Source organism: Kribbella sp. NPDC054772 (assembly GCF_053611945.1).
Genome location: NZ_JBSHBJ010000039.1, coordinates 1 through 23337, shown reverse-complemented (window position 1 = coordinate 23337; position 23337 = coordinate 1). Strand labels below are relative to the sequence as shown.

General features: G+C 69.4%; 24 protein-coding genes. 9 read left to right on the top strand and 15 right to left on the bottom strand.

Going from position 1 to position 23337, the window contains the following annotated elements; all coding sequences use genetic code 11:
* Positions 1–76 precede the first annotated feature (76 nt).
* Genes ACWGID_RS36435 through ACWGID_RS36420 form a run of 4 tightly spaced genes read right to left on the bottom strand, consistent with a single transcriptional unit; the run spans position 77 to position 3473 of the window.
* Entirely contained in the window at positions 77–703 is a 627-nt protein-coding gene (locus ACWGID_RS36435; protein WP_452203916.1) for a 3-oxoacid CoA-transferase subunit B, read from the bottom strand.
* 1 nt (position 704) lies between these two features.
* Positions 705–1475 (bottom strand): CoA transferase subunit A, encoded by a 771-nt coding sequence (locus tag ACWGID_RS36430; protein ID WP_452203915.1) that lies wholly within the window; start codon positions 1473–1475, stop codon positions 705–707.
* Complete coding sequence (gene pcaD / locus ACWGID_RS36425; RefSeq protein ID WP_452203914.1) at positions 1472–2236, bottom strand: 3-oxoadipate enol-lactonase; 765 nt, start codon at positions 2234–2236, stop codon at positions 1472–1474. The genes ACWGID_RS36430 and pcaD overlap by 4 nt, the downstream gene beginning before the upstream one ends.
* A 28-nt stretch (positions 2237–2264) precedes the next feature.
* Positions 2265–3473, bottom strand: coding sequence for an acetyl-CoA C-acetyltransferase (locus ACWGID_RS36420; protein ID WP_452203913.1), 1209 nt, complete (start codon positions 3471–3473; stop codon positions 2265–2267).
* 80 nt (positions 3474–3553) lie between these two features.
* Between ACWGID_RS36420 and ACWGID_RS36415 the strand changes: the two genes are divergently transcribed.
* The gene (locus ACWGID_RS36415; protein ID WP_452203912.1) at positions 3554–4435 is read left to right on the top strand and encodes a LysR family transcriptional regulator; all 882 of its coding nucleotides are present in this window, start codon (positions 3554–3556) and stop codon (positions 4433–4435) included.
* On the opposite strand, the gene ACWGID_RS36410 is transcribed toward ACWGID_RS36415, so the two are convergent.
* Positions 4429–5244, bottom strand: coding sequence for an IclR family transcriptional regulator domain-containing protein (locus ACWGID_RS36410; RefSeq protein ID WP_452203911.1), 816 nt, complete (start codon positions 5242–5244; stop codon positions 4429–4431). The genes ACWGID_RS36415 and ACWGID_RS36410 overlap by 7 nt on opposite strands.
* A gap of 121 nt (positions 5245–5365) precedes the next feature.
* On the opposite strand from ACWGID_RS36410, the gene ACWGID_RS36405 reads away from it, so the two are divergent.
* The 4 genes from ACWGID_RS36405 to catC are packed head-to-tail and all read left to right on the top strand — an operon-like array spanning position 5366 to position 8636.
* Complete coding sequence (locus tag ACWGID_RS36405; RefSeq protein ID WP_452203910.1) at positions 5366–5920, top strand: flavin reductase family protein; 555 nt, start codon at positions 5366–5368, stop codon at positions 5918–5920.
* Between the two features lie 11 nt (positions 5921–5931).
* Complete coding sequence (locus ACWGID_RS36400; RefSeq protein ID WP_452203909.1) at positions 5932–7485, top strand: 4-hydroxyphenylacetate 3-hydroxylase family protein; 1554 nt, start codon at positions 5932–5934, stop codon at positions 7483–7485.
* A 12-nt stretch (positions 7486–7497) separates the two neighbouring features.
* Positions 7498–8361, top strand: a complete 864-nt coding sequence (catA, locus tag ACWGID_RS36395) for a catechol 1,2-dioxygenase (protein ID WP_452203908.1) — start codon at positions 7498–7500, stop codon at positions 8359–8361.
* On the top strand, positions 8361–8636 hold the full coding sequence (catC, locus tag ACWGID_RS36390; protein ID WP_452203907.1) for a muconolactone Delta-isomerase: 276 nt from the start codon (positions 8361–8363) through the stop codon (positions 8634–8636). The genes catA and catC overlap by 1 nt, the downstream gene beginning before the upstream one ends.
* On the opposite strand, the gene ACWGID_RS36385 is transcribed toward catC, so the two are convergent.
* The 4 genes from ACWGID_RS36385 to ACWGID_RS36370 form a co-directional block, all read right to left on the bottom strand.
* Positions 8602–9930 (bottom strand): sensor histidine kinase, encoded by a 1329-nt coding sequence (locus ACWGID_RS36385; RefSeq protein WP_452203906.1) that lies wholly within the window; start codon positions 9928–9930, stop codon positions 8602–8604. The two genes, catC and ACWGID_RS36385, sit on opposite strands and share 35 nt — an antisense overlap.
* Before the next feature lie 2 nt (positions 9931–9932).
* Positions 9933–10619, bottom strand: a complete 687-nt coding sequence (locus ACWGID_RS36380) for a response regulator transcription factor (protein ID WP_452203905.1) — start codon at positions 10617–10619, stop codon at positions 9933–9935.
* Positions 10620–10748: 129 nt separating this feature from the next.
* On the bottom strand, positions 10749–11360 hold the full coding sequence (locus tag ACWGID_RS36375) for a hypothetical protein (RefSeq protein WP_452203904.1): 612 nt from the start codon (positions 11358–11360) through the stop codon (positions 10749–10751).
* A 249-nt stretch (positions 11361–11609) separates the two neighbouring features.
* Positions 11610–12431 (bottom strand): tryptophan 2,3-dioxygenase, encoded by an 822-nt coding sequence (locus ACWGID_RS36370; protein WP_452203903.1) that lies wholly within the window; start codon positions 12429–12431, stop codon positions 11610–11612.
* Between the two features lie 81 nt (positions 12432–12512).
* Here ACWGID_RS36370 and ACWGID_RS36365 point away from each other — a divergent pair, with 81 nt between their 5' ends.
* The 4 genes from ACWGID_RS36365 (at position 12513) to ACWGID_RS36350 (ending at position 16594) form a co-directional block, all read left to right on the top strand.
* The gene (locus ACWGID_RS36365) at positions 12513–13028 is read left to right on the top strand and encodes a hypothetical protein (RefSeq protein WP_452203902.1); all 516 of its coding nucleotides are present in this window, start codon (positions 12513–12515) and stop codon (positions 13026–13028) included.
* Positions 13029–13122: 94 nt separating this feature from the next.
* A complete protein-coding gene (locus ACWGID_RS36360; protein WP_452203901.1) occupies positions 13123–14586 on the top strand; it encodes a glycoside hydrolase family 76 protein in 1464 nt (487 codons plus the stop codon).
* Positions 14587–14604: 18 nt separating this feature from the next.
* Positions 14605–16053, top strand: a complete 1449-nt coding sequence (locus tag ACWGID_RS36355) for a hypothetical protein (protein WP_452203900.1) — start codon at positions 14605–14607, stop codon at positions 16051–16053.
* 49 nt (positions 16054–16102) lie between these two features.
* On the top strand, positions 16103–16594 hold the full coding sequence (locus ACWGID_RS36350; protein ID WP_452203899.1) for a DUF2505 domain-containing protein: 492 nt from the start codon (positions 16103–16105) through the stop codon (positions 16592–16594).
* Between the two features lie 46 nt (positions 16595–16640).
* Here the strand turns inward: ACWGID_RS36350 and ACWGID_RS36345 are convergent, their stop codons facing one another.
* From ACWGID_RS36345 to ACWGID_RS36320, 6 genes are all read right to left on the bottom strand, one after another.
* The gene (locus tag ACWGID_RS36345) at positions 16641–17714 is read right to left on the bottom strand and encodes a hypothetical protein (protein ID WP_452203898.1); all 1074 of its coding nucleotides are present in this window, start codon (positions 17712–17714) and stop codon (positions 16641–16643) included.
* A 192-nt stretch (positions 17715–17906) separates the two neighbouring features.
* A complete protein-coding gene (pruA, locus tag ACWGID_RS36340; RefSeq protein WP_452203897.1) occupies positions 17907–19535 on the bottom strand; it encodes an L-glutamate gamma-semialdehyde dehydrogenase in 1629 nt (542 codons plus the stop codon).
* A gap of 142 nt (positions 19536–19677) precedes the next feature.
* Positions 19678–20148: a VOC family protein gene (locus ACWGID_RS36335; protein WP_452203896.1), complete on the bottom strand. Its 471-nt coding sequence runs from the start codon at positions 20146–20148 to the stop codon at positions 19678–19680.
* A 21-nt stretch (positions 20149–20169) separates the two neighbouring features.
* Positions 20170–21099 (bottom strand): non-homologous end joining protein Ku, encoded by a 930-nt coding sequence (gene ku, locus ACWGID_RS36330; protein ID WP_452203895.1) that lies wholly within the window; start codon positions 21097–21099, stop codon positions 20170–20172.
* A gap of 15 nt (positions 21100–21114) precedes the next feature.
* Entirely contained in the window at positions 21115–21642 is a 528-nt protein-coding gene (locus ACWGID_RS36325) for a DUF6912 family protein (protein WP_452203894.1), read from the bottom strand.
* Positions 21639–23105, bottom strand: coding sequence for a WS/DGAT/MGAT family O-acyltransferase (locus ACWGID_RS36320; protein ID WP_452203893.1), 1467 nt, complete (start codon positions 23103–23105; stop codon positions 21639–21641). Before ACWGID_RS36320 ends, ACWGID_RS36325 begins: the two co-directional genes overlap by 4 nt.
* Between the last annotated feature and the right edge of the window lie 232 nt (positions 23106–23337).

Below are 23337 nucleotides of genomic sequence, written 5' to 3'. Positions count from 1 at the left end.
TACCACACAACAGACCTCAGAGTAATCATTCCACTACCGTGTGTCGCTACATCCTGTTGCCAACAGCACGCAACTGTCAACGGACGGGTGCCGCCGTCGCCTCCCGTACGTCGTCCTCGGTGACTCCGGGGGCCAGGTCGACGAGGGTGAAGGTGCCGTTGGCAACGTCCAGGACCGCAAGGTCGGTGATGACGCGGTGCACGACGCCGCGGCCGGTGAGCGGCAGGGTGCAGGTGCCGAGGAGTTTGGGGGCGCCCTGGCGGGTTCGGTGCTCCATCAGGACCACCACGCGGCGGGCGCCGTTGACCAGGTCCATCGCGCCGCCCATGCCCTTCACCATCGCCCCGGGGACGAGCCAGTTCGCGAGGTCGCCGTACGCCGAGACCTGCATGCCGCCCAGGATCGCGACGTCGATGTGGCCGCCGCGGATCATCGCGAAACTCGTCGCGGAGTCGAAGTACGACGCGCCGTCGACGACCGTCACGGTCTGCTTCCCAGCGTCGATCAGGTCCGGGTCGACCTCGTCGTCGTACGGGAACGGCCCGACGCCGAGGACACCGTTCTCCGCCTGCAGGGTGACCGACGAGCCGGCCGGCAGGTGGTTCGGGACGAGCGTCGGCAGGCCGATGCCGAGGTTCACGTACTCGCCGTCGTTCAGCTCGCCCGCTGCTCGGGCAGCCATCTGGTCACGTGTCCAAGGCATGTCAGGCCTCCCGCGGCCGCGTCGTGCGCTTCTCGATGCTCTTCCGCGCGGCCTGCTCAGCAGTCAGCGGTACGACGCGGTGCACGAACACGCCCGGCAGATGGATCGCGTCCGGCGCGAGCTCGCCGACGTCGACGACCCGCTCGGCCTCGACGACCGTCAGCCGCCCGGCCATCGCCGCGACCGGGTTGAAGTTCCGCGCCGCCGCGTGGAAGACGCAGTTCCCGGCCCGATCGGCGACCGCGGCGCGGACCAGCGCGACATCGGTGACGATCGCCTCTTCCAGCACCATCTCGCGGCCCTGGATCGTCCGCACCTCCTTGGGCGGCGAAGCGACCGCGACCGTCCCGTCCGGCGCGTACCGCCACGGCAGACCGCCTTCGGAGACCAACGTGCCGACCCCGGTCGGTGTGAAGAACGCACCGATCCCGGCCCCGCCCGCGCGCAGCCGCTCGGCCAGCGTGCCCTGCGGGGTCAGCTCGACCGTCAACTCCCCCGCGAGGTACTGACGAGCGAACTCCTTGTTCTCCCCCACATACGACGCGATCACCCGGCTGATCCGCCCGCGTTCGAGAAGCAGTCCGAGACCGGCGCCGTCGACACCGCAGTTGTTCGAGACGACCGTCAGGTCACCGGCGCCCTGCTCGAGCAACGCCTCGATCAGGAACCACGGGATCCCCGCCAGCCCGAAACCGCCGACCGCGAGACTGGTCCCGTCCGGGAGGTCGGCGACCGCCTCGGCCGGGGTCTCGACCACCTTGTCCACACTCATGCGTCCTCCTGAAGGTGGGCGACGACGGCCGGCGTCACCACGTCGGGGCGTTCCGCGGCGGCCAGGTGCGCGGCCTCCGGTACGACGAGAAGCTTGCCGTCAGCAACCGCGGTGGCGATCCGCTCCAGCTGCCACGGCGGGGTGGCCGGATCGTCGGCACCGGCGATCGCGAGGGTCGGTGCGGTGATCGCCGGCAGGTCGTCGAGAAGGTCCATCGCCGCGATCACCTCGCAACAGGCGGCGTACCCGGCGGGTGGGGTCGTGGCGACCATCTCCTCGGACTCCTTGCGGATCCGCGGGTTCCGGTCCAGCCAGGCGGCGGTGTACCAGCGTTCGACGACCGCCTGCGCGACTGCCGACGTACCCCGGGCGCGGACCAGGGCGGCGCGGTCGGTCCACGCGCTCGACGGGTCGAGCCGGGCGCCGGTGCAGAGGACGACGAGCCGGTCGACGCGGTCCGGGTTGCGGGCGGCCAGGCGGAGGCCGGTCATGCCGCCGAGCGAGAGGCCGACGAAGTGGGCGCGCTCGATGTCGAGGTCGTCGAGCAGCGTGATCACGTCGTCGGCGAGGTCGTCGACAGTGGAGGTCCCGGGCGGAACCGGCGACCGGCCGTGCCCGCGGGTGTCGAAGCGGACGACCCGGAAGTGCCGTTCCCACTCGGCGAGATTCGCGTCCCACATCTCCCACGTGGAACCGAGCGAGTTCGCCAGTACGACGGTTGGCGCGTCGGGCCGGCCGCTGACGGTGTGGGCGACCTTCATCGGACGACCACTCTCATCGGGCTGCATCTCATCGGACGGCCTCGAAGATCGCGGCGATGCCCTGACCGCCGCCGATGCAGAGCGTTTCGAGCGCGTAGCGACCGTTGCGGCGGTGCAGTTCGCGGGACAGCGTGGCGAGGATCCGGGCACCCGTGGCGCCGACGGGGTGGCCCAAGGAGATACCGGAGCCGTTCGGGTTCAGGCGGTCGTCGGTCGGGTCGACCTTCCACTCCCGCAGGCAGGCGAGAACCTGCGCGGCGAAGGCCTCGTTGAGTTCGATCAGGTCGAGCTCGTCGAGGGTCAGGCCGGCGCGATCGAGAGCCGCCGCGGTGGCCGGAACCGGGCCGATGCCCATCACCTCGGGACCTACGCCGGCGACTGCCCAGGATCGGAGCGCCACGAGCGGGCGGAGGCCACGCCGCTCGGCCTCGTCGCGGGTCGTGACGACACAGACCGCCGCGCCGTCGTTCTGACCGCTCGCGTTGCCTGCCGTGACGGTGGCGCCGGGGTCGCTCTTCAGCATCACCGGACGGAGTGCCGCGAGCCCCTCGAGGGACGTATCGGGCCGCGGGTGCTCGTCGGCGTCGACCAGCGTCGTCGTACCGCGGCGGCCCGGCACTTCCACCGGGACCAGTTCGTCGGCGAACCGCCCCTCGGTCTGCGCGGCGACGGCGCGCTGGTGCGAGCGGAGCGCGAACTCGTCCTGCTCCTCGCGAGAGACGCCGTACTCACGGCGGACGTTCTCGGCCGTCTCCAGCATGCCGCCGGGGACCGGGTGGTACTTGCCGCCGGCCGTCTCGCGGGCGCGGATCAGGCGGTCGTTCAGCTCCACGTTGCCGCGGACGCCGGTGCGCAGACCGAGTGCGTAGTGCTCGACCTGCGACATCGATTCGGTGCCCCCGGCAACCAACACGCTCGCAGCGCCGGTCGCGACCATGCCGGCCGCGTACAGCACGGCCTGCAGACCCGAGCCGCAGCGCCGGTCCACCTGCACACCCGGTACGCCGACGCCCAGGCCCGCGTCGAGAGCGGCGATCCGGCCGATTGCCGGCGCCTCGCCGTTCGGACAGCACTGGCCGAGGATCACGTCGTCGACATCACCTTCGCCCAGACCGGTCCGGCGTACCAGCTCGGTGAGCGCCGCGGTGGCGAGGTCGGCCGCGGACAGCCCGGCGAGCGCGCCGCCGAAGCGGCCCACCGGAGTACGGATCGGTTCACAGATCACGACGTCGCTCATGCCCTCGACGGTAGGCCGCCGGGACCGATATGGAGAAATACTCATTTACGCTCGATCGAGACTCTGTCAATATCAATCCCGTGGAGCTACGCCATCTGCGGTACTTCGTCGCCGTCGCCGAGGAACGTCACTTCGGGCGCGCGGCGGCCCGCCTGCACATGGCCCAGCCGCCGTTGTCGCAGCAGATCCGCCAACTCGAGAGCGAGCTCGGCCTGCAACTCCTCCGCCGTACTACGCGACGGGTCGAACTCACGCCCGCCGGCGAGGCGTACCTGGTGCGCGCCCGGCAGATCATCGCGGCGGTGTCATCGGCCGCGGGCGAAGCACAGCGGGTCGCGGCGGGCCTGCAGGGTCGGTTGGTGATCGGGTGCGTCGGGTCAGCGACGTACAGCCTGTTGCCGCAGCTGGTGCGGACGTTGCGCGAGGAGTTGCCGGACGTCGAGGTGGCGGTTCAGGGCGAGATGCTCGCACCCGATCAGGTCCGGGCGCTGGTGGACGGGCGGATTGATCTCGGCCTGCTGCGCCCACCCGTCGAGGACGAGTCCCTACGCGTCGGGGTACTGCGGGCCGACCAGCTGATCGTGGCGGTTCCCGACGGGCATCGGCTGGCCGGGCGGCGCCGGGTGCGGCTGGTCGATCTGGCCGACGAGGACTTCGTGATCCACGCCGGCGGCGGGCGATCGGTGATGCACGACACGGTGCTGGCGCGCTGCCGGGAGGCCGGGTTCGAGCCGCGGGTGCGGCACGAGGTGGCCGAGACTTCGACACTGGTGACCTTCGTGGCGGCCGGGCTCGGGATCGCCGTCGTACCGGCACCGGTGGCGGAGCTGATGGTCCCCGGAGTCGCCTACCGAGCGCTCGGCGGGCAGGCGGCAGTGGAGTTGGCCGCAGCGACGCGGGTGGACGACGAGGCGCCACACCTACAGCGGGCGCTGGCCCTCCTGACCGGGTTGGTTCAGTAGAACCCGTCGCGGGCCTGGGCATCGAGCCGACGGGTGCCGCCGAGTAACCGGAGGTCATCCGAGATTGCCGCAGCGGCGTCGCGCATCAGCGGGATGACCTTCTCGACGATCTGTTCCTCAGTACGCCGCCCGACCGTCGTCGAGTAGGCGAGCGCCGCGAGGACCCTGCCGTCCGGCGTCCGCACCGGCACGGCGGCGGACAGCAGGCCGTCCTCGAGTTCGGATTCGACGACGGCGTACCCGTCCTGCCGGACCTGGTGCAGCACATCGCGGAACGCGGTCGGATCGGTGACCGTCCGCCGCGCCAGCCGCGGCAGCCCGGCCGCGATCACGGCTTCGACCACCGACGCATCCGCCCACGCGGTCAGCACCCGCCCCATTGAGGTCGCGTGCGCCGGCACCCGGCTGCCCACGTCGATCGCGACGGCCATCACGCGGCGGACCTGGACGCGGGCGACGTACACGACGTCGGTCCCGTCGAGTTGTGCGAGGGACGCCGACTCCTGGGTCTCCTCGGCGAGCCGGAGCAGGTGCGGCTGGGCGGTCTCCACGAAGCTGTGCGTCGCCGCGTAGTGCTGACCGATCGTCAGTACGCGAGGCGTCAGCGTCCACCGGGTGCCCTGCGCGGCGACGTACCCCAGACGCTGCAAGGTCAGCAGGATCCGCCGGACCGCGGGCCGCGACAGCCCGGTCGCGGCGGCGACCTCCGCGAGCGTCGGCGTCGGCCGGTCCGCATCGAACGCGAGCAGTACGGCGAATCCGCGCTCGATGCTCTGGATGTAGTCGCGCTCGCTCCCCTCCCCACTCATGGCGGCCATCCTTCCACGAAAAGTTGTTGAGCCCTTGACAGTCGCGCGTCAGGACTCCAAGGTCTTGTCGTACGCCAAGCGTACGGCTTGTACGCAGAGCGTACATCGAGGAGGAACGCTGATGGACTCCCGAGAACTCCGCACCGCATTCGGTCAGTTCGCCACCGGCGTCACCGTGGTGACCTGCACCAGCGACGAAGGCCTTCCGCACGGCGCCACCGTGAACGCGTTCACCGCCGTGTCGCTCGAGCCCGCGCTCGCGCAGGTCACACTCACCCGCACGTCGAAGGCGTGCCAGTACCTCGACGGCAAGCCGTTCGCGATCAACGTGCTCGCCGACGACCAGCTCGACGTCGCCTGGCACTTCGCCGGACGGCCCAGCCAACTGCCAGGCCGCACCCCCGGCTGGGTCGACGGTCCCACCGCTCCGCTGCTCGACGGCGCGGCCACGACGATCTCGTGCCGGCCGTGGCGGACGTACGACGGCGGCGACCACCTGATCGTGATCGGTGAGGTGCACGCGGTCGAGATCACCGCCCGGGACCCGCTGCTGTTCCACGGCGGCCGGTTCCGCTACCTCGGTCCGGTAGAGACCCACTGGTCCGGCTCCATCGACTGCCCGAACAGCGGCTGGTTCGACGCCAGCGCCGTCTTCACGCCGCTTTCCCTTGTCTGAAAGGACTTCTCATGACCACGACTGTCGAGCAGGAAACCACCACCAAGCGCCCGATGAACGGAGCGGAGTACCTGGACTCGATCCGCGACGACCGCGAGATCTGGATCTACGGCGAACGCGTCAAGGACGTCACCGAGCACCCCGCGTTCCGGAACCCGGCCCGGATGACCGCCCGGCTGTACGACGCCCTGCACGACCCGGCGACCAAGGACGAGATCACCGTCCCGACCGACACCGGCAACGGCGGCTACACGCACCCGTTCTTCCGCACCCCGCACAGCGCGGCCGACCTGCAGAAGGACCGGGTCGCGATCGAGCACTGGGCCCGGCAGACCTGGGGCTGGATGGGCCGCAGCCCCGACTACAAGGCCAGCTTCCTCGGCACGCTCGGCGGCAACACCGACTTCTACCAACCGTACGAGGAGAACGCGAAGCGCTGGTACAAGGAGTCCCAGGAGAAGGTCCTGTACTGGAACCACGCGATCATCAACCCGCCGGTCGACCGCAACCTGCCGCCGGACGAGGCCGGGGACATCTTCATGCGGGTCGAGAAGGAGACCGACGCCGGCGTGATCGTGTCCGGCGCGAAGGTGGTGGCGACCGGTTCGGCGATCACCAACTACAACTTCATCGCGCACTACGGCCTGCCGATCAAGAAGAAGGAGTACGCGCTGATCTGCACGGTCCCGATGAGCTCCCCTGGTGTGAAGCTCATCTGCCGGCCGTCGTACACCATGCAGGCCGACGTGATGGGCAGCCCGTTCGACTACCCGCTGTCCAGCCGGATGGACGAGAACGACACCATCTTCGTCTTCGACAAGGTGCTGGTCCAGTGGGAGAACATCTTCCTGTACGGCGATGTCGACAAGATCAACGGCTTCTTCCCGCAGTCCGGGTTCATCCCGCGGTTCACCTTCCACGGCTGCATCCGGTTGTCGGTGAAGCTCGACTTCATCGCCGGACTGTTGCTCAAGGCCCTCGAATGCACGGGCAGCAAGGACTTCCGCGGCGTCCAGACCCGCGTCGGTGAGGTGATCGGCTGGCGGAACCTGTTCCGCTGCATGGCCGACGCGATGGCACTCAACCCCGACCCGGGCCCGAACGGAACGGTGCTGCCGAAGCTCGACTACGGCCTGATCTACCGCCAGTTCATGATCACCGGGTACCCGCGGGTGAAGGAGATCATCCAGCAGGACGTTGCCTCCGGCCTCATCTACCTGAACTCCAACGCGATCGACTTCAAGACTCCCGAGGTACGCCCGTACCTCGACCGCTTCGTGCGCGGGTCCAACGGGTACGACGCCGTCGAGCGCACCAAGCTGATGAAGGCGCTGTGGGACGCGGTCGGCACCGAGTTCGGCGGGCGGCACGAACTGTACGAGCGGAACTACTCCGGCAACCACGAGAACGTGAAGGCCGAGATCCTGTTCGCCGCCGAGGCGCAGGGCGAGACCGCCGCGATGAAGGGCTTCGCCGAGACGATGCTTGCCGAGTACGACCTGGACGGCTGGACCGTGCCGGACCTCGTCAACCCCACCGACGTCAGCCGGATCCTGAACCGCTGAAGGAGCGACGTCATGACCACTGTTCACCATTCCCCGACCGCGGCCGGCTCCGGCGCCAACGCGAGTGAGAACTTCAAGGCCAAGCAACTGGCCGACGCCGGCACCTCGCCCGAACGGGTCAGTGAGGTCGTCACCGCCGTCCTGGAGGGCGTGCACGCCGCGATCAAGGACCACCAGGTCACGTATCCCGAGTTCCAGGCGGCGAAAGCCTGGCTGATGGCGGTCGGCGACGGTGGTGAGTGGCCGCTGTTCATGGACGTGTTCGTCGAACACGTCGTGGAAGAGGTCGCGGCCTCGTCGCAGCGGGGCACGCTCGGCACGATCGAAGGTCCTTACTACCTTGGCTCGCAAGTCCGGCTCCCGGCCGAATGCGAGCTCCCGCACCGCGCGGACGAGCAAGGTACGCCGCTGGTGTTCAGCGGTCAGGTCCGCGATCTCGACGGTGCGCCGCTGGCCGGGGCCGAGGTCGACATCTGGCATGCCGATGCCGACGGCTACTACTCGGGCTTCGCGCCGGACATCCCGGACGGCAACCTGCGCGGCGTCGTGGTGACCGACGCGGAGGGGCGGTTCGCGATCCGGACGGTGCAGCCGGCGCCGTACCAGATCCCCACCGACGGACCGACCGGCAAGCTGATCGAGGCGGCCGGATGGCATCCGTGGCGGCCGGCCCACCTGCACCTGATGGTGCGGGCCGACGGCCACCGTACGATCACCACACAGCTCTACTTCGCCGGCGGCGAGTGGCTCGACTCCGACGTCGCCGAGGCCACCAAGCCTGAGCTCGTCCTTGATCCGGTCGACGACGGTTCGGGTGTCCGGCGGGCGACGTACGACTTCGAGCTCGAACCGTCCCGAACCGACAAGGATCAGTGATGCTCTTCCACGTTCGTATGGATGTCCACCTGCCGCCCGACCTGGATCCCGACGTCCGCGCCGAGCTGGTGGGCCGCGAACGCGAGCGGGCGATCGAGCTGCAGAACTCCGGCGTCTGGCCGGAGCTGTGGCGGATCGTCGGCGAGTACGCGAACTTCAGCATCTTCGACGTCGCGTCGAACGACGAGCTGCACGACCTGCTGTCGAGCCTGCCGCTGTTCCCGTACATGACGATCCAGGTCACCCCGTTGGCGAAGCACCCGTCGAAGATCTGAGGGTCAGTTCGACCTCGTTGTGGCGCAGGGTGAGGTGGCCGCCGGCGGCCTCGGCGCACCGGCGGGCGATGTCCAGCCCGAGGCCGGTCGAGCCGCGGTCGCTGCGGCCGCGCTCGCCCGCGCCCAACGGGATCCCGGGACCCTCGTCGGCGACCACGATCCGTACGCCGGAATCCGTTGGCGCGACCGTGATGCGCGCCGGAGTCCCGTCCGGGGTGTGCGCGACGACGTTCTCGACCAGCGCGTCGAGCGCCGCCCCCAGATCTTCGGCAGACGACCGCACCAACGCTGGAGCGTCCGGGAGGTCGAGTGTCAGTTCGCGGCCTTGATCCTCGAACAGCGGTTCCCAGAACGCCGCCCGCCGGCGCGTCACGTCGACGGCGTCGCAATGCGGCACCCGGCCCTCGCGCTGCGGTCGCCGGGCCGCGCTGATCACCGCGGTCAACGTCCGCTCCAGAGCAGTGACCTGGGTGTTCAGCTCCTCGGCACTCTCCCGGTCCGGCAGTGCCTCGACCTGCAACCGGAGCGCGGTCAACGGCGTCCGCAACCGGTGCGACAGATCCGCGACCGCCTCGCGCTCGACTGCGATCACCTCGTCGATCCGGTCCGCGAGCCCGTTCAGCGCGGCGCCGACCTTCGCCACCTCGGCCGGGCCGGTGGTCGGGGCGCGGGCATCCATGTCGCCCTGGGCCAGCCGTTCCGCTGTTCCCGCGGTCTCCTCCAGTGGACGCGCCAACCGCCGCGACACCAGCTCCGCGCCGACGATGCTGAGCAGGAGGACGAGCAGACTCGCGCCGATGAGGATCAGTAGCCGCGGCACCAGACCCTCGTACAGCTCGGCGTTCGTCAGGTAGAGACAGACGGACGCGGGGCCTTGCGGCGTACCGACTCCGACGTCGACCGCGAGACCGTCGTCGACGCTGCGGTAGTCCGCGTCGCCGACCTTCGGCGGGCCCTTCTGGTCCTTGTCGCCGTCGCCGTCTCCGTTTCCGGCCGGCACGTCCGTCGGCGTCGGCACCCCGCCGGGCGGCGGGTTTCCGAGAGTCGTTCCGTCGGGCATCCGCACCGAGATCTGCCCCGGCCCGTCCGGCAGCCCATCGAGGTACGCCGTGATGTCGTCGGCCGTGTGGTCCTGGTCGCCGACGTAGTACGCCACCGACTCGGCCCGGTACCGCGCCTTGTCCTTCGACTCGTTGGCGGTCGTGGTGCGCAACAACAGCACCAGCGGTATGGCGAACGCGAGCACCACCAGTGTGGTCATGCCGACCGACAGGAAGAGGATCCGGCGGCGCATACTCAGCCGTCCGCCTCGGCGAGCTTGATCCCGACACCACGCACGCTGTGCAGGAAACGCGGTTCCGCCGCAGTTTCCCCCAGTTTCCGGCGCAGCCACGACAGGTGGACGTCGACGGTCCGGTCGCCGCCACCCCACGGCAGCCCCCAGACCTCCGCGAGCAACTCCCGCTTGGTCACCACGGCCCCCGGGCGCCGCGACAACGCGGACAGCAGATCGAACTCCTTCCGGGTCAGATCCACCGGCGCCCCATCGACCGTCACCTCGCGGCTGCGCGGATCGATCCGCAGGCCACCGATCTGCACGGTCGACTCCGCCTGCGGGTCCTGCCCGAGCCGCCGCAGTACGGCACGGATCCGGGCATCCATCTGGGCCGCGCTGAACGGTTTGATCACGTAGTCGTCCGCGCCGGCATCCAGGAGCCGTACGACGCTGGCGTCGTCGTCGCGGGCCGTTGCCACGATCACCGGCACGTCACTCACAGCGCGCACCATGGCGAGCACGTCGCGACCGTCGAGGTCCGGGAGCCCGAGATCCAGCAGCAGTACCTCGGGTTTCTCGCGCGCCACCGCAGCGACCCCGTCCGCACCGGCGGCCACCGCCGAGACGACATGCCCGGCCGCCGTCAGAGACTTCCCCAACGACGCCCGAATCGCATCATCGTCCTCGATCAGCAACACCCGCGCCATGCCCCGAGCGTATCCGCCCCACCCTCAACCCCAGCTCAAGCCGCAGTTAAGCCCCGGGCGAGCCTTCGTGGAAACTTCTGGCCACCAGACGGTCCTTTCTTTCCACAAAGCGGGCTCCCGTCGGGTGGTTCAGGGCGGGGGTGGTTTGAGGCCGGTGGTGCGGAGTTCGAGGGTGGCGAGTTCGGTGATGACCGTGCGGTCGCCTTCGCGCCAGGCGGCGACCGGGTCGTCGGAGATCCGCGCGAGTTTGTGCATCGGCTGGTTCGCCATCGCCCGCAGCGCGAACAGATCCAGATCCGCCGCACTGTCGATGAACTTCTGCGCCGCGCTCGCCCGCCGCGCGAACCGGATCCGCCGCGGCAGCCAGATCAGCACCGCGAACAGCACCGGCAACGCGATCGTCACCCCCGCCAGCAGGTACGCGAGCTGCTCGACCGCATGCGCCTGATCCCGCCCCGCCTGCGCCAACTTCCCCGCCGCACCTGCAGCCCCGTCGATCGGCGCCCGCAACTGGTCCCCCACCGCCGGCACCTTCCCGATCGGCTCCGACATCCGCCGCAGATCCCCCGCCAACCCGTCCCCAGCCTCAGCCGCCTTCCGCCCCGGCGTCCCCAACGCATTCGTGACCCGGTACACGAGCAGCCCAAGCTCAACACACAGCCAGACCCACCCCACCAACACCAGATCCCCCACCACCTGCCCAACCCGCTGCACCCCCACATCGGAGTAGAGCTTCACCACACCCGCCCTTCCCTGACCCCGACTCGTCGGCCGCGACCCTAGCGCGCCGGCCACCACACCAGCAGCCCAACCAGCCCGCCGGCCCGAAGACATGTACCCGCCCGCCACGGGCGGCACGCACCCGAGAAGGCAGCCGATAACAACTGCGGGCGAACGCACCTGGCGCCGGCGACAGAGCCACCCGTGGTCGTCGCACCACCACTTCACCTCCGACGGGCGCTCGCGAAGTACGCGCGGGTGAGAGGAGGACTACAAACTGCTGCGGAGGTTCCAGAGGAGGGGGTAGTAGCGGAGGTCCAGGCGGCTGCGGAGGTAGTTGGCGCCGGAGGAGCCGCCGGTGCCGGGTTTGGTGCCGATCATGCGTTCGACCATGACGACGTGGCGGGCGCGCCAGGCGGCGGCGAGTTCGTCGTGTTGGAGGAGGGCTTCGGCGAGTTCCCAGATGGCGGCGTACTGCGAGCGGTTGCCGGCGATCTTGCGCAAGGCACCGCGGAGGTTGTCCTCGGTGGTGGTGTCGAAACCGCCGGCCCGTACTACTTCGACAAACGCGTCCCACAGCGTCGGTTCGTCGAGGCGGCGGCGCAGGCGCTCCTGTTCCGCCTCGGTCAGGCCGCGGAACCGGCGTACGAACGACGGGTCCTTCGCGCCGGACAGGAACTCGATCTCGCGGAACTGCACCGACTGGAACCCGGACGCCGGCGACAACCTATGCCGGAACTCCCCGAAGTCCTGCGGCGTCATCGTCTCCAGTACGTCGACCTGCTGCGTGAGCACCCGTTCGATGGTGTGCACGCGGCGCAGCAGGTGTTCGGCCAGCCAGAGCTCGCCGGACAGCATCGCGTCGCGGGACGCCGTCAGCTCGTGCAGGATCTGCTTGAACCACAGCTCGTACACCTGATGGATGGTGATGAACAGCAGCTCGTCGTGCGCCGGCGGCTCGGACTCGAGCCGCTGCTGATCGAGCAGCTCGGTCAGCCGCAGATAGCTGCCGTAGGTGAGCCGCCCGCCCTCCTCGCCGAAATGCACGTCGACCCCACCCCACTGCCCCGCCACCCCGTCACCAGTGCTCATGACACGGAGACTAACCGACCAATCCGTGACCGGTCAGCTAGTCATTCGTTGCCCTAGGGGTACGCCAAGTCGAGGAGTTGCATGTCCGCCACGGTCGAGACACCGATCGTCCCGGGACCGGTGCACGGTCCCACCAGGGAAGAACCGTTGATCGAGGCGTTGCTGCTCGACGACTACCGGTCACTGGTCCACCTCGCCTATCTGATCCTCCCGCCTGCGATCAGCCGGGCGAGGCGGGTGGCCGCGGCGCACGCGGTGGTCCACCGGGCGCTCCCGCCGGGGCTCGAGCTGCCGGGTGAGCTCGAGCTGCCGTCCAGCCTCGTCGTGGCGTCGGACTTGCGCGTCCCGGCGACCAGGCACCGCGAGTTCATGCGGCGGCGCGTCGTCCAGGAGGCGACCCGCGAGGCGGAGCGCCGGCCGGTACTGGCGCGACTCGGGAGCGTGCTCGCCCCCGCAGACGGCCTCGGATTCGACCCGTGCGCGACTCGCACCGACCGCACCGCCCTGCACCGCCGCTGCGCCCGCGGCCGCCGGGTCACCATCGCTGCCACAGTCCTGCTCACCACCATCGTCCTCGCCACCCTGCTGCTGTCCTGACTTCCTGACGCCGCCCTGACTTCTTGACTGGGTGCAGTCCGGCCCTTACCTTCAGTGACACCGCTTTCTTCCTACCGCCCCAGGGAGATCCGTGATGTCCGTTGGAATCGTTTCCAGCATTGCCCTGCTGATTGCACCGCTCGGCGCGCCCCTACCGGCGCCGGCCTCCGAGACCCCACCGGTGAACATGTCCACTCAGGCAACGATCTGCAACAAGTACTGCGACGCTCGCGACCCCGCCCTGGCCCCCAAGGACCGCACTCCGGTCTCCACCAGCTTGTTCGGGCGCACGATCACCCTGCACATCGATGACGACGACGCGATGGGCTGGGCCTCGATCGCGAACGGCAGTCCGGGCGACGAGGTCTGGCTCGACCGCTCCATGGACGGCGGCCGCACCTGGACCGCCGGCAGCCGCCTCGGCAACACCGCGATCCCGGCCGGGCAGACCGGCTGGCGCACCCTGATGTACAACGCCGACGACTGGAACACCCTCGGCGTCGGCGCTCTCCGCGCCTGCGGCAAGGCCGGCGACCGCGCCGACATCGCCTGTACGCCGTGGGCGCGACCGACCTGGAACGCCTGGGACCGCCGCACCGCGGCTGCCACCGCATTGATGCAGGACTACAACCTCAGCACCGGCCTGTTCGACACCACCGGCTGGTGGAATTCGGCCAACGCCCTCAACGCGCTGATCGACAACATCCGAGTCAGCGGCATGCACAGCTACGACTACGCGATCGCGCGCACGTACGACCTGAACCTGAACCAGTTCGAGGGCCAGTTCCGCAACGACTACATCGACGACACCGGGTGGTGGGGTCTCGCGTGGGTCGCGGCGTACGACCTGACCGGTGATGCGAGGTACCTGCAGACCGCGCGTGTGGACGCCGACCACATGGCGGCGTACTGGGACAACACCTGTGGCGGCGGCGTGTGGTGGAGTGAGGCGAAGACGTACAAGAACGCGATCACGAACTCGCTCTACATCCAGCTCAGCGCGCAACTGCACACCCGGATCTCAGGCGACAGCACGTACCTGCAGCGCGCGCAGGCCGGATGGACATGGTTCCAGCAGAGCGGCATGATCAACGGCTCGAACCTGGTCAACGACGGCCTCGACAAGGCCACCTGCAAGAACAACGGCCAGACCGTGTGGACGTACAACCAAGGTGTCCTCATCGGTGCGCTCACCGAGTTGTCCAAGGCAACGAACAACTCGGCGTACCTGACCACCGCGCGGCAGCTCGCCGACGCGGGGACGACGGCCGCCTCGCTGCACACCGCCGACGGCATCCTGCGCGAACCGTGCGAGAGCGGCGACTGCGGCGGTGACGGCCCGTCGTTCAAGGGCGCGTACTCGCGGGGCCTCGGGAAACTCAATGCAGCGCTTTCCGACCATCCGTACACGTCCTACCTGCAACGCCAGGCCGATCGTGCGTTCACCGCGGACCGTACGCCGATGGACCAGTACGGACTGCGGTGGTACGGACCGGTCGACAAGCTCGATGCCGCGCGTCAGCAGTCCGCGCTTGATCTGCTCAACGCGGCCCCCTGACGGCGGTACGTTCGCAGTGTGACGACGATCTTCGAGCGCGCCGACTGCACGCTCACCCTGCGGATCGACGACCGGATCGAGTACACGATCGACGGCGGCGATCGCCAGTTCGTCATCAGCAGTCCACTCGAAGGTCTCGCCACACTGACCGCCTTCCTCGGGGAGGCCGCGAGCACTGACCTTGAGGAGTCCGGCACGCTCGCCGACGCCAGCCGGGCCGCGGCCGTGCGCGACGGATTCGATCGCTACGCCTTCGGGAGCATCGCCTCGGAGGTCCGCCGCTGGTGTCATCAGGCCGGCCTGTCGTCGACGTGGCAGGTCGACGGACGGCGTACCCGCCGCGAACACATCCTCGCCGTCGTCCCGCAGCCCGGCACGGAAAGGAGCGTCACGGTCAGCGTGGCGTTCTGGACCCCCGGCGACGCCGACGAGTTCTCGTTCACCGAGGAGTACCGCGGACCCACCGAGATCATCGGCTACAGCTTCGGAACCGGCATCCGGTACGACGAACTGCCCCGCCTCACCACCTACCTCGAGGGAGACCGCGGTACGCCGGGCGACCCGGAGGACCGTCTGGTTGCGGTCCTCGACGAACTGGTTGCCCAAGGCACCATCAATCCGCTGGCCGGCCAGGGCGCGCTGCGCGAGCTCTTCGAGACCTGGTGCCACGAGGCCGGGATCGACACCCGGCACCGCAGCCGTGGGACCGACCGCCGCGAGACCCTCGTCACCGTCGACACCCGGCCGGATCAGGTCGCCACGATCTCGTTCTCGATCGACGCGTACGCCAAACAGTTGGGTTTCCAGGAGGGGTACGGCCCAGCGGACGAGAACTGGCGGGACGCGCTCTACCAACTGCAGTTCGGCTACGACCAGATCGCGAAACTCCAAGCCTGGCTGACGAATCGGGTCGGCCCCGTCGACGAACGGCTCACCCCGGACGACGCCGTGGTCGCCGCCTGGCGCGTACTCGCCGACCGTGGCGAGCTGACGCCGCGGCGCCCGATGGAGGTCCGGGACCGCGTCGCCGGCTGGCTGACCGAGGCCGGTGTCGTGTTCCGCAGCTACGGGTCCGCGTGGCGCGAGACGCTGCTGCGCGTCCACCGGCAGCCGAGCGACTGCATCTTCACGTTGTCGCTGACGATCGATCCCGCGGACCGCGCCAAGGGCATCACGTTCACCGAGTTCTACGACTACGGACCGAGCGGCGACGATCCCGGCCGCGAGTACGGGTACAGCGTGCACGCGCCGTACGACGCCCTGGACACCTTGGCGAACGCCTACGCGCCGGGCACCGACGGACCCACGCAGGACCGGCTCGTGAACGCTTTCAAGGACCTGGTCGCGACCGGTCAGCTAGGTGACCAGAGAGTGCTGAAGGCGAATCAGCAGGCGGTACTGCAGGGTTTCGAAACCGCGGGAGTGCCGGCGACCCCGGACGTGTGGGTCTGGCTCAACTCCGACTGACACCCGCACGCTCACGCCGGTGACCGATGTGTAATGCCATGATGGCCGCATGGAGCTGAAGCTGTCGGCGTCGTACGACGCCACCCCTGAGGAAGTGTTCGCGATCGTCACCGACACCACGTTCCGCGAGCAGGCCTGCGAGAAGACCAAGGCGCTGTCGTACGACGTGAAGGTGAGCACATCAGGCGCCGACACGATCGTCCGGGTCCAGCGCAAGATGCCGGCCACCGACATTCCGGACATGGCCCGGAAGTTCGTCGGCGAGACGCTGACCGTCGTCCAGACCGAGACCTGGCACGCACCCGCCGCCGACGGTTCACGGAAGGCGGACGTGTCCGGCGAGATCAGCAACACCCCGGTCACGCTGAAGGGCACCGCGAGCATCACCCCGAACGGCGCGCAGACCGTCCAGGCGATCGAGCTCGACGTCAAGGTCGCCGTACCGCTGATCGGGAAGAAGCTCGAGCCAATCGTCGTCGACGCCATCCGCGCCGGCCTGGTCAAGGAACACGACCTCGGCCGCGAGTGGAGCGCGAAGTAAGCCGTGTCGCTGCGCTGACCTGATCACCTCCGGTGGCAACCTGAAATCAAGAGTCGCACCGGAGGTGACCGTCGTCATGCGAAGTTCCCTGCGCAAGAATCGCGACCGCACCACATCTGTCGAGGCCCCCGACACCGACCAGTACTGCGCCTTCTGCGCCACGGTCATGCCGTTCGAACGCCTCGAGCCCGCGGACTACCAGGTCGACGAGCCGGCGGAATGGATCTGCACCGCGTGCGGCTCCGCCCTCCTGGTAGACCCACCCACCCAAGAACTCACCCAAACCGCCTGACCCCGCAGACCACGCAACCCGGTCTGTCCCGCTCGTCTGCCTGCTGGTCGGTTGTTTACCCGGTGGCGCGTTACAGCCCGGCACCGGACCCAGAACCCGCCAGTCGGGGTCCGACCCGACGTACCGAACAGCTGTCAGCGGGCCCGGGCGTCGGCGGCCGCTAGGCCGGTACGCATTGCTTGCCGGACCTCGGGCGCCCAGGGGGCCGGTGTTGGTCAGCGGGATCTCGGTGATGAAACGCCGCTCGCGTTCGGGGATCCGCGCCACGACCAGATCAGGGTCGTCGACCACCGCCGCGTAGAGCCTGGGCCCGTCCGCGCTGAACAGGTCCGCCGCGACGAGCCGACCGTCCGCGGTCCGCATGATGTTGTCCGGGTTGTCGTCCAGCCGCGGCGCGAACCACGGCAGCTCCAGCTGTCCCCGCTCGTACACCCGGCGTACGACGTCCGCGAGCTCGGCCAGCTCGGGAGCGCGGTCGGCCAGGGTTCGATGGAACCTGGCCGCCTGATCCGGAGCGACCGGTTCGAGCCACTCCAGCAGTTGCAGATCCCCGCCGCCCGCCAACCGACGATGGGCAAGGAGCCGTGGGACCTGGCGTGTGTGCGCCGCCTCTCGATACAACGCGGCCGTGTACGGCCCGGCCGGGTCGAACGGACTGATCCGCGCCGCAACACGACCGTCCGGCGACCGATAAGCGACCGCCCAGTCCCCCGCCCCGCACCGCGTCCACCCCGCCCGCAACAACACACGGGCCAGGTCACGGTGGTCACCCTCCGGCTCCAGCGCACGCAGCACGGCCCGAGAGACGCTCCCCTCGCCGCCAGTCACGCCGCCGAGCATAAGCACCCAGCTCAGCCCACCGCACCCCGATATCTCCGGCTGGGACGGCTGCCGTGTCCGGGCACAGGAACCAGTGACCGTGCACAGGAAATAACAGGTCTCAACCCACCAGTTCCTGTGCAAGCCCCCAACACTCGACCAGCCCGCACGCCCCGCCCGCTGCGCCGGTGGGGCGGGTACTCAGCCCTGGTGGGGGTAGCGGTAGTCGGTTGGCGGGGCGAAGGTTTCCTTCATCGACCGCGGGGAGGCCCAGCGGATCAGGTTCCACATCGAGCCGGCCTTGTCGTTGGTGCCGGAGGCGCGGGCGCCGCCGAAGGGCTGCTGGCCGACGACGGCGCCGGTCGGCTTGTCGTTGACGTAGAAGTTGCCGGCCGCGAAGCGCAGGTACTCGGCGGCCTCGGCGACAGCGTGCCGGTCCTGGGCGATCACGGCGCCGGTCAGACCGTACGGCGCGGAGTGCTCCATGTTCTTCATCACGGTCGCGTAGTCCGCGTCGTCGTACACGTGCACGCCGAGGATCGGGCCGAAGTACTCCGTGGTGAAGATCTCGTCGGTCGGGTCGTCGGAGACCAGCAGCGTCGGGCGGACGAAGTACCCCTCGCTGTCGTCATAGGTGCCACCGGCAACAACGTCGATCGAGGACGTCGCCTGGGCGCGGTCCAGCGCGGCCTTGTGCTTGGCGAACGCGCGGTCGTCGATCACGGCGCCGATGAAGTTCGACAGGTCGGTGACGTCGCCCATCGTCAGCGACTCGGTCTCGGCGACGATGTCGTCCTTGATCAGGTTCCACACCGAGCGCGGCACGTAGGAACGCGACGCCGCCGAGCACTTCTGCCCCTGGTACTCGAACGCGCCCCGCACCATCGCGGTCTTCAGCACCGCCGGGTCCGCCGACGGGTGCGCCAGGATGAAGTCCTTGCCGCCGGTCTCGCCGACCAGCCGCGGATACGTCTTGTACGCCGCGATGTTCGTCCCGACCGTCCCCCACAGCGACTGGAACGTCTTCGTCGAGCCGGTGAAGTGGATGCCCGCGAGATCCGGATGCGTCAGCGCGGCCTTGCTCACCTCGAGGCCGTCACCGGTGACCAGGTTGATCACGCCGGCCGGCAGGCCCGCGGCCTCGAACAGCCGCATCGTCCAGTGCGCCGCGAACTGCTGCGTCGGCGACGGCTTCCAGACCACGGTGTTGCCCATCAGCGCGGGCGCGGTCGGCAGGTTGCCGGCGATCGCGGTGAAGTTGAACGGGGTGATCGCGTAGACGAAGCCCTCGAGCGGCCGGTAGTCGACCCGGTTCCACACGCCCGGGGACGAGATCGGCTGGTCGCTGACGATCTGCCGCGCGAACGCCACGTTGAACCGGAGGAAGTCGATCAGCTCGCATGCCGCGTCGATCTCGGCCTGCTGGACGGTCTTCGACTGACCGAGCATGGTGGCCGCGTTCAGCGTGTCGCGCCACGGGCCGGCGAGCAGGTCAGCGGCCTTCAGGAAGATCGCGGCGCGGTCGTCGAAGGACAGCGAGCGCCACGACGGCGCCGCCGCGAGCGCCGCGTCGACAGCGGCCTTACCGTCCGCTTCGGTCGCGTTGCCGAGGGTGCCGAGGACGTGCGCGTGCTTGTGCGGCTGCACCACGTCGACCCGCGCGCCGCCGCCGAGCTTCTGCTCGCCGCCGATGGTGCAGGTCAGGTCGATCGCACCGGCCGCGGTGAGCTCCTTCAGCTTCCCTTCCAGGCTCGCGCGCTCGGCCGAACCGGGCGCATAGCCCTTGACGGGCTCGTTGGCGGGCGTCGGGACGGCGGTGACGGCATCCATGCTGCGGACTCCTCGATCGTGTGGTGGACCGTGCGGGCAGGGACCGGTGCGGATGGCCGGCGCAACCCGTGACCTCTGCATCGTGCCACGCCGTACCCCCGGACCACGAACCCGACTGGTAGCCCCTGTGGACAACCAGGTGCTAGCGGCGCCACGGCATGTGTTGGAGGGCCCACGTGTTGCCGTCCGGGTCCTCGAACCAGGCGTAGAACACGCCTCCCATGTCCTGGGTCTCGCTGACCTCGACGCCGCGCCCGATCAGCTCCTGGCGAGCCGCCTCGATGTCCTTCACGACCAGGTGCAGGCCGCGCTGGGTACCGGGCGGCATCGCCAACTGGTCCAGCCCGGTGGTGAGGCTGATCGAGCAGAACGACCCCGGTGGGGTGAGCTGAATGATCCGCACCCCCTCGGCCGGCGTCACGTCGACGTCGAGGTGGAAGCCGCACTGCTCGGTGTAGAACTGCTTGGCCCGCTCGATGTCGGACACCGGGATCGGGATCAGCTCCAGCAGGTACGCCCCCGGCTTCACCACGACCGCGCTCGGATCGTCCGGGATCTCGGAGATGTCCTTCGGGATCTCGGTCGTCGTCGGCTGTACCGGCAGATCGGTCATGCGACTCCCCCCTCAGCCCAGTCAGGCCGACTTCTTCGTGGCCTTCTTGGCGGTCTTCTTGGCCGGCGCCTTCTTGGCGGCGGCAGCCTTCTTAGCCGGCGCCTTCTTCGCGGCGGCCCTCTTGGCCGGTGCCTTCTTCGCCGGCTCGGCGTCCGCGGCGCCACCGCCCGCACGCCGGGCCTTGGCGGCCTCGACGGAGGCGCGCAGCGCAGCGACCAGGTCGACGACCTCGGCGCCCTCGGTCTCCTCTTCCTCGGACTCCGGCAGCGGCACGCCTTCGGCCTTCGCCTCGACGACCTTCTCCAGCGCCACGCGGTACTCGTCGTGGTACTGATCCGGGTCGAACTCACCGCGCAGCGTGTCGATGTACGACGACGCCATCGCCTTCTCCTGGGACCGGATCTCCACGTCCTCGGACGGCGCCGCGAACGACTTGTCCCGGATCTCGTCCGGCCACAGCATCACCTGCAGCACCAGGACGTCGTCCACGGTGCGGAGCAGCCCGAGGCTCTCCCGGGACCGCAACGCGACCTTGACCAGCGCGTACAGCTCGGAGCCCTCGAGGGCGTCCCGGAGCAGTACGTACGGCTTCGCGCCCGGACCACCGTCAGCGGCCAGGTAGTAGGACTTCCCCAGGTAGAGCGGGTCGACCTGGTCCGCCGGCACGAACTCGAGCACGTCGATGACCTTCTTGCTGGACAGCGGCAGGTCCGCGAAGTCGTCGGAGTCCAGCACCACCATCCGGCCGTCGGGCATCTCGTACCCCTTGCCGATGTCGGAGTACGGCACCTCTTCGCCGTCGATCGAACAGATCCGCTTGTACCGGATCCGGCCCCCGTCGGCGACGTGCACCTGGCGGAACGAGATGTCCTTCTCCTCGGTCGCGGAGAACACCTTGATCGGGATCGTCACCATCCCGAACGAGATGGCCCCCTTCCAGATCGCCTGCATCGCCATCAGCTCCCGTCAGATTGATCCGTTCCGCCCCCGCGGCCCCTCCGCCGCGAGCAGATCTGGAATCTCCTGTGTCGCGTACCACATCAGGTCTTCACCCTCGCACGAATCCAGGGCGAACACCGCGTCGTCGTTGCCGTTCTGAGCGGCCTCCCAGAGGTCCGCGGCCTTCCCGACCACCGGGACCGCGTCGGCCGCGTCCAGGTGCACCGAGGCCACCAGCCGCCACGGGATCACCACGTGCAGCTCGAGCCGGGCGTCACCGAGCTCGACCGACCCGTCGGCCGGCGGTACGGCGCTCACCTCGGCAGCGATCACCACGCGTCGCCGAGCGGTCCCCGAATCGTCGGCCAGCAGTCCCACCGAGGCGCGGGCCGCCTGCGCCATCGCGGCGTACTCCAGCTCCTCGTCGTCGCCGTCGGCGTACCACTCCCGCAGCGCCGGGGTCACGCCGTACGCCGTCAGCGGGGCCGGACCGATCTCCCCAGCGTTGCACGCCACGCTCAGCAACCGGAGCGTGGATGGGATGTAGACCCTCATGAACCCGCCTTCTTGTTGGTACCGCGGGGTTTCTTCCGGCCCCGGGAGGCCCGGTTCCGGCTGCCCTTGGTGGTGTCCAGCAACTCGTCCAGCGCATCGGTCACACATTGGGCGAAAACAGCGAGGTCCGGCATGGCGGTGCGGTCCGCGTTCAGACCGTAGTACACCTTGCCGTCGTACGACGTGACGCCGACGGAGAGCCCTTGCCCGGGCATCAACGGAACCACCGGGTACGACGCCAGCATCGGGGCACCCTGCGCGTACAGCGGGAACTGCGGACCCGGCACGTTGGTGATCACCACGTCGTCGATCGGCCGCACCGTGGTGGTCGCGACCCGGGCGGCGAGCGCGTGCAGCGTCGTCGGGGCGAACCCGGCGATGCCGACCAGCGAGCGGGCGCTGACCGCGCGGCCGGTGTCCTTGTGCACCTTCGTCTGGTACGAGATCTGGTGCAGCCGCATGACCGGGGAGTTCTCCCCGATCGGCAGGTTCACCGTGGAGGCGATCACGCGGGAGCCGAGCGAGGTCGGCTCCTCGTCCTCGTCGTCGCGGATGCTGACCGGGACCACCGCGCGCACACTCCGGGTCGGGCCGACGCCCTCACCGCGGGTCATCATCCAGGCCCGTAGCGCACCGGCGACCACGGCGAGGATCACGTCGTTGACGGTGCCGCCGTGCATCGCCCGGACGGTCCGGTAGTCCTCCAGGTCGGTCTGCACGGTGGTGAACCGGCGCTGACCGGACGTCTTCACGTGCAGCGTGCTGTCCTGTGCGTGCCGCTGCGCGACCAGCGAACCGACCACGTCACCGAGCACCTCGCGGACCGAAGTCGAACCGGTCAGGCTGGCGATCTCGGCGCGAGCCAACTCCAGGGCCCCGGTCGGATGCCGGCCCGCGTCGATGAACACGCCGGCGAGCAGCTCCAGAGCGGACGGCGGGTGGTCGGGCTGCCAGGTGTCGGTCGGCGTGTCCCTGGGGTGCGCGGTCGCGTCCAGCACGACCTGACCGATGTCGACCGTGCTGTTGCCGTCGACAAGCGCCTGGTGGGACTTCGCGATGATCGCGAACCGGTCACCTTCCAGACCCTCGACCAGGTACATCTCCCACAACGGCCGGGCCCGGTCGAGCCGCCGGGACATGATCCGGGCGACCAGCTCGAGCAGCTGCGCGTGCGTGCCCGGGCGGGGCAGCGCGGAGCGGCGGACGTGGAAGGTGATGTCGAACTCTTCGTCGTCCACCCACACCGGCCCGGCGAACCGGCCGGGGATCTGCTGGACCCGCTGCCGGTACCGCGGCACGAACGCGATCCGGTCGCGGATCAGCGCCACCAGGCTCTCGTAGTCGAACCCTTCGTCGCCGTGCACCGGCGGCTCGAAGATGTCGACCGTCCCGACATGCATCGGGGTGGCCGGCGACTCGGCCTTGAGAAAGGTGAGGTCGAGCGACGTCAGCCGATCGGGCATTGCCATCACCTTCCTCTCAGTAGTTGCTGTCACCCTAGCGGCCACGTCAGACAGTGGGCTGCGACACTGACCGTGGAGGGCGTCTGGGATCCCTGCGCCGTCGCGAGCAGGTGCTCGGCGGAGTGCCTCGCCGCGCTGGAGGGAAGGTCTCGATGTGGTTTTATGGTGGGGGGTGCTCACGCGCGGGGGGGTGGGCCCGCCCGGGCGCGCGGGGGGGGGGGGGGGGGCCCAC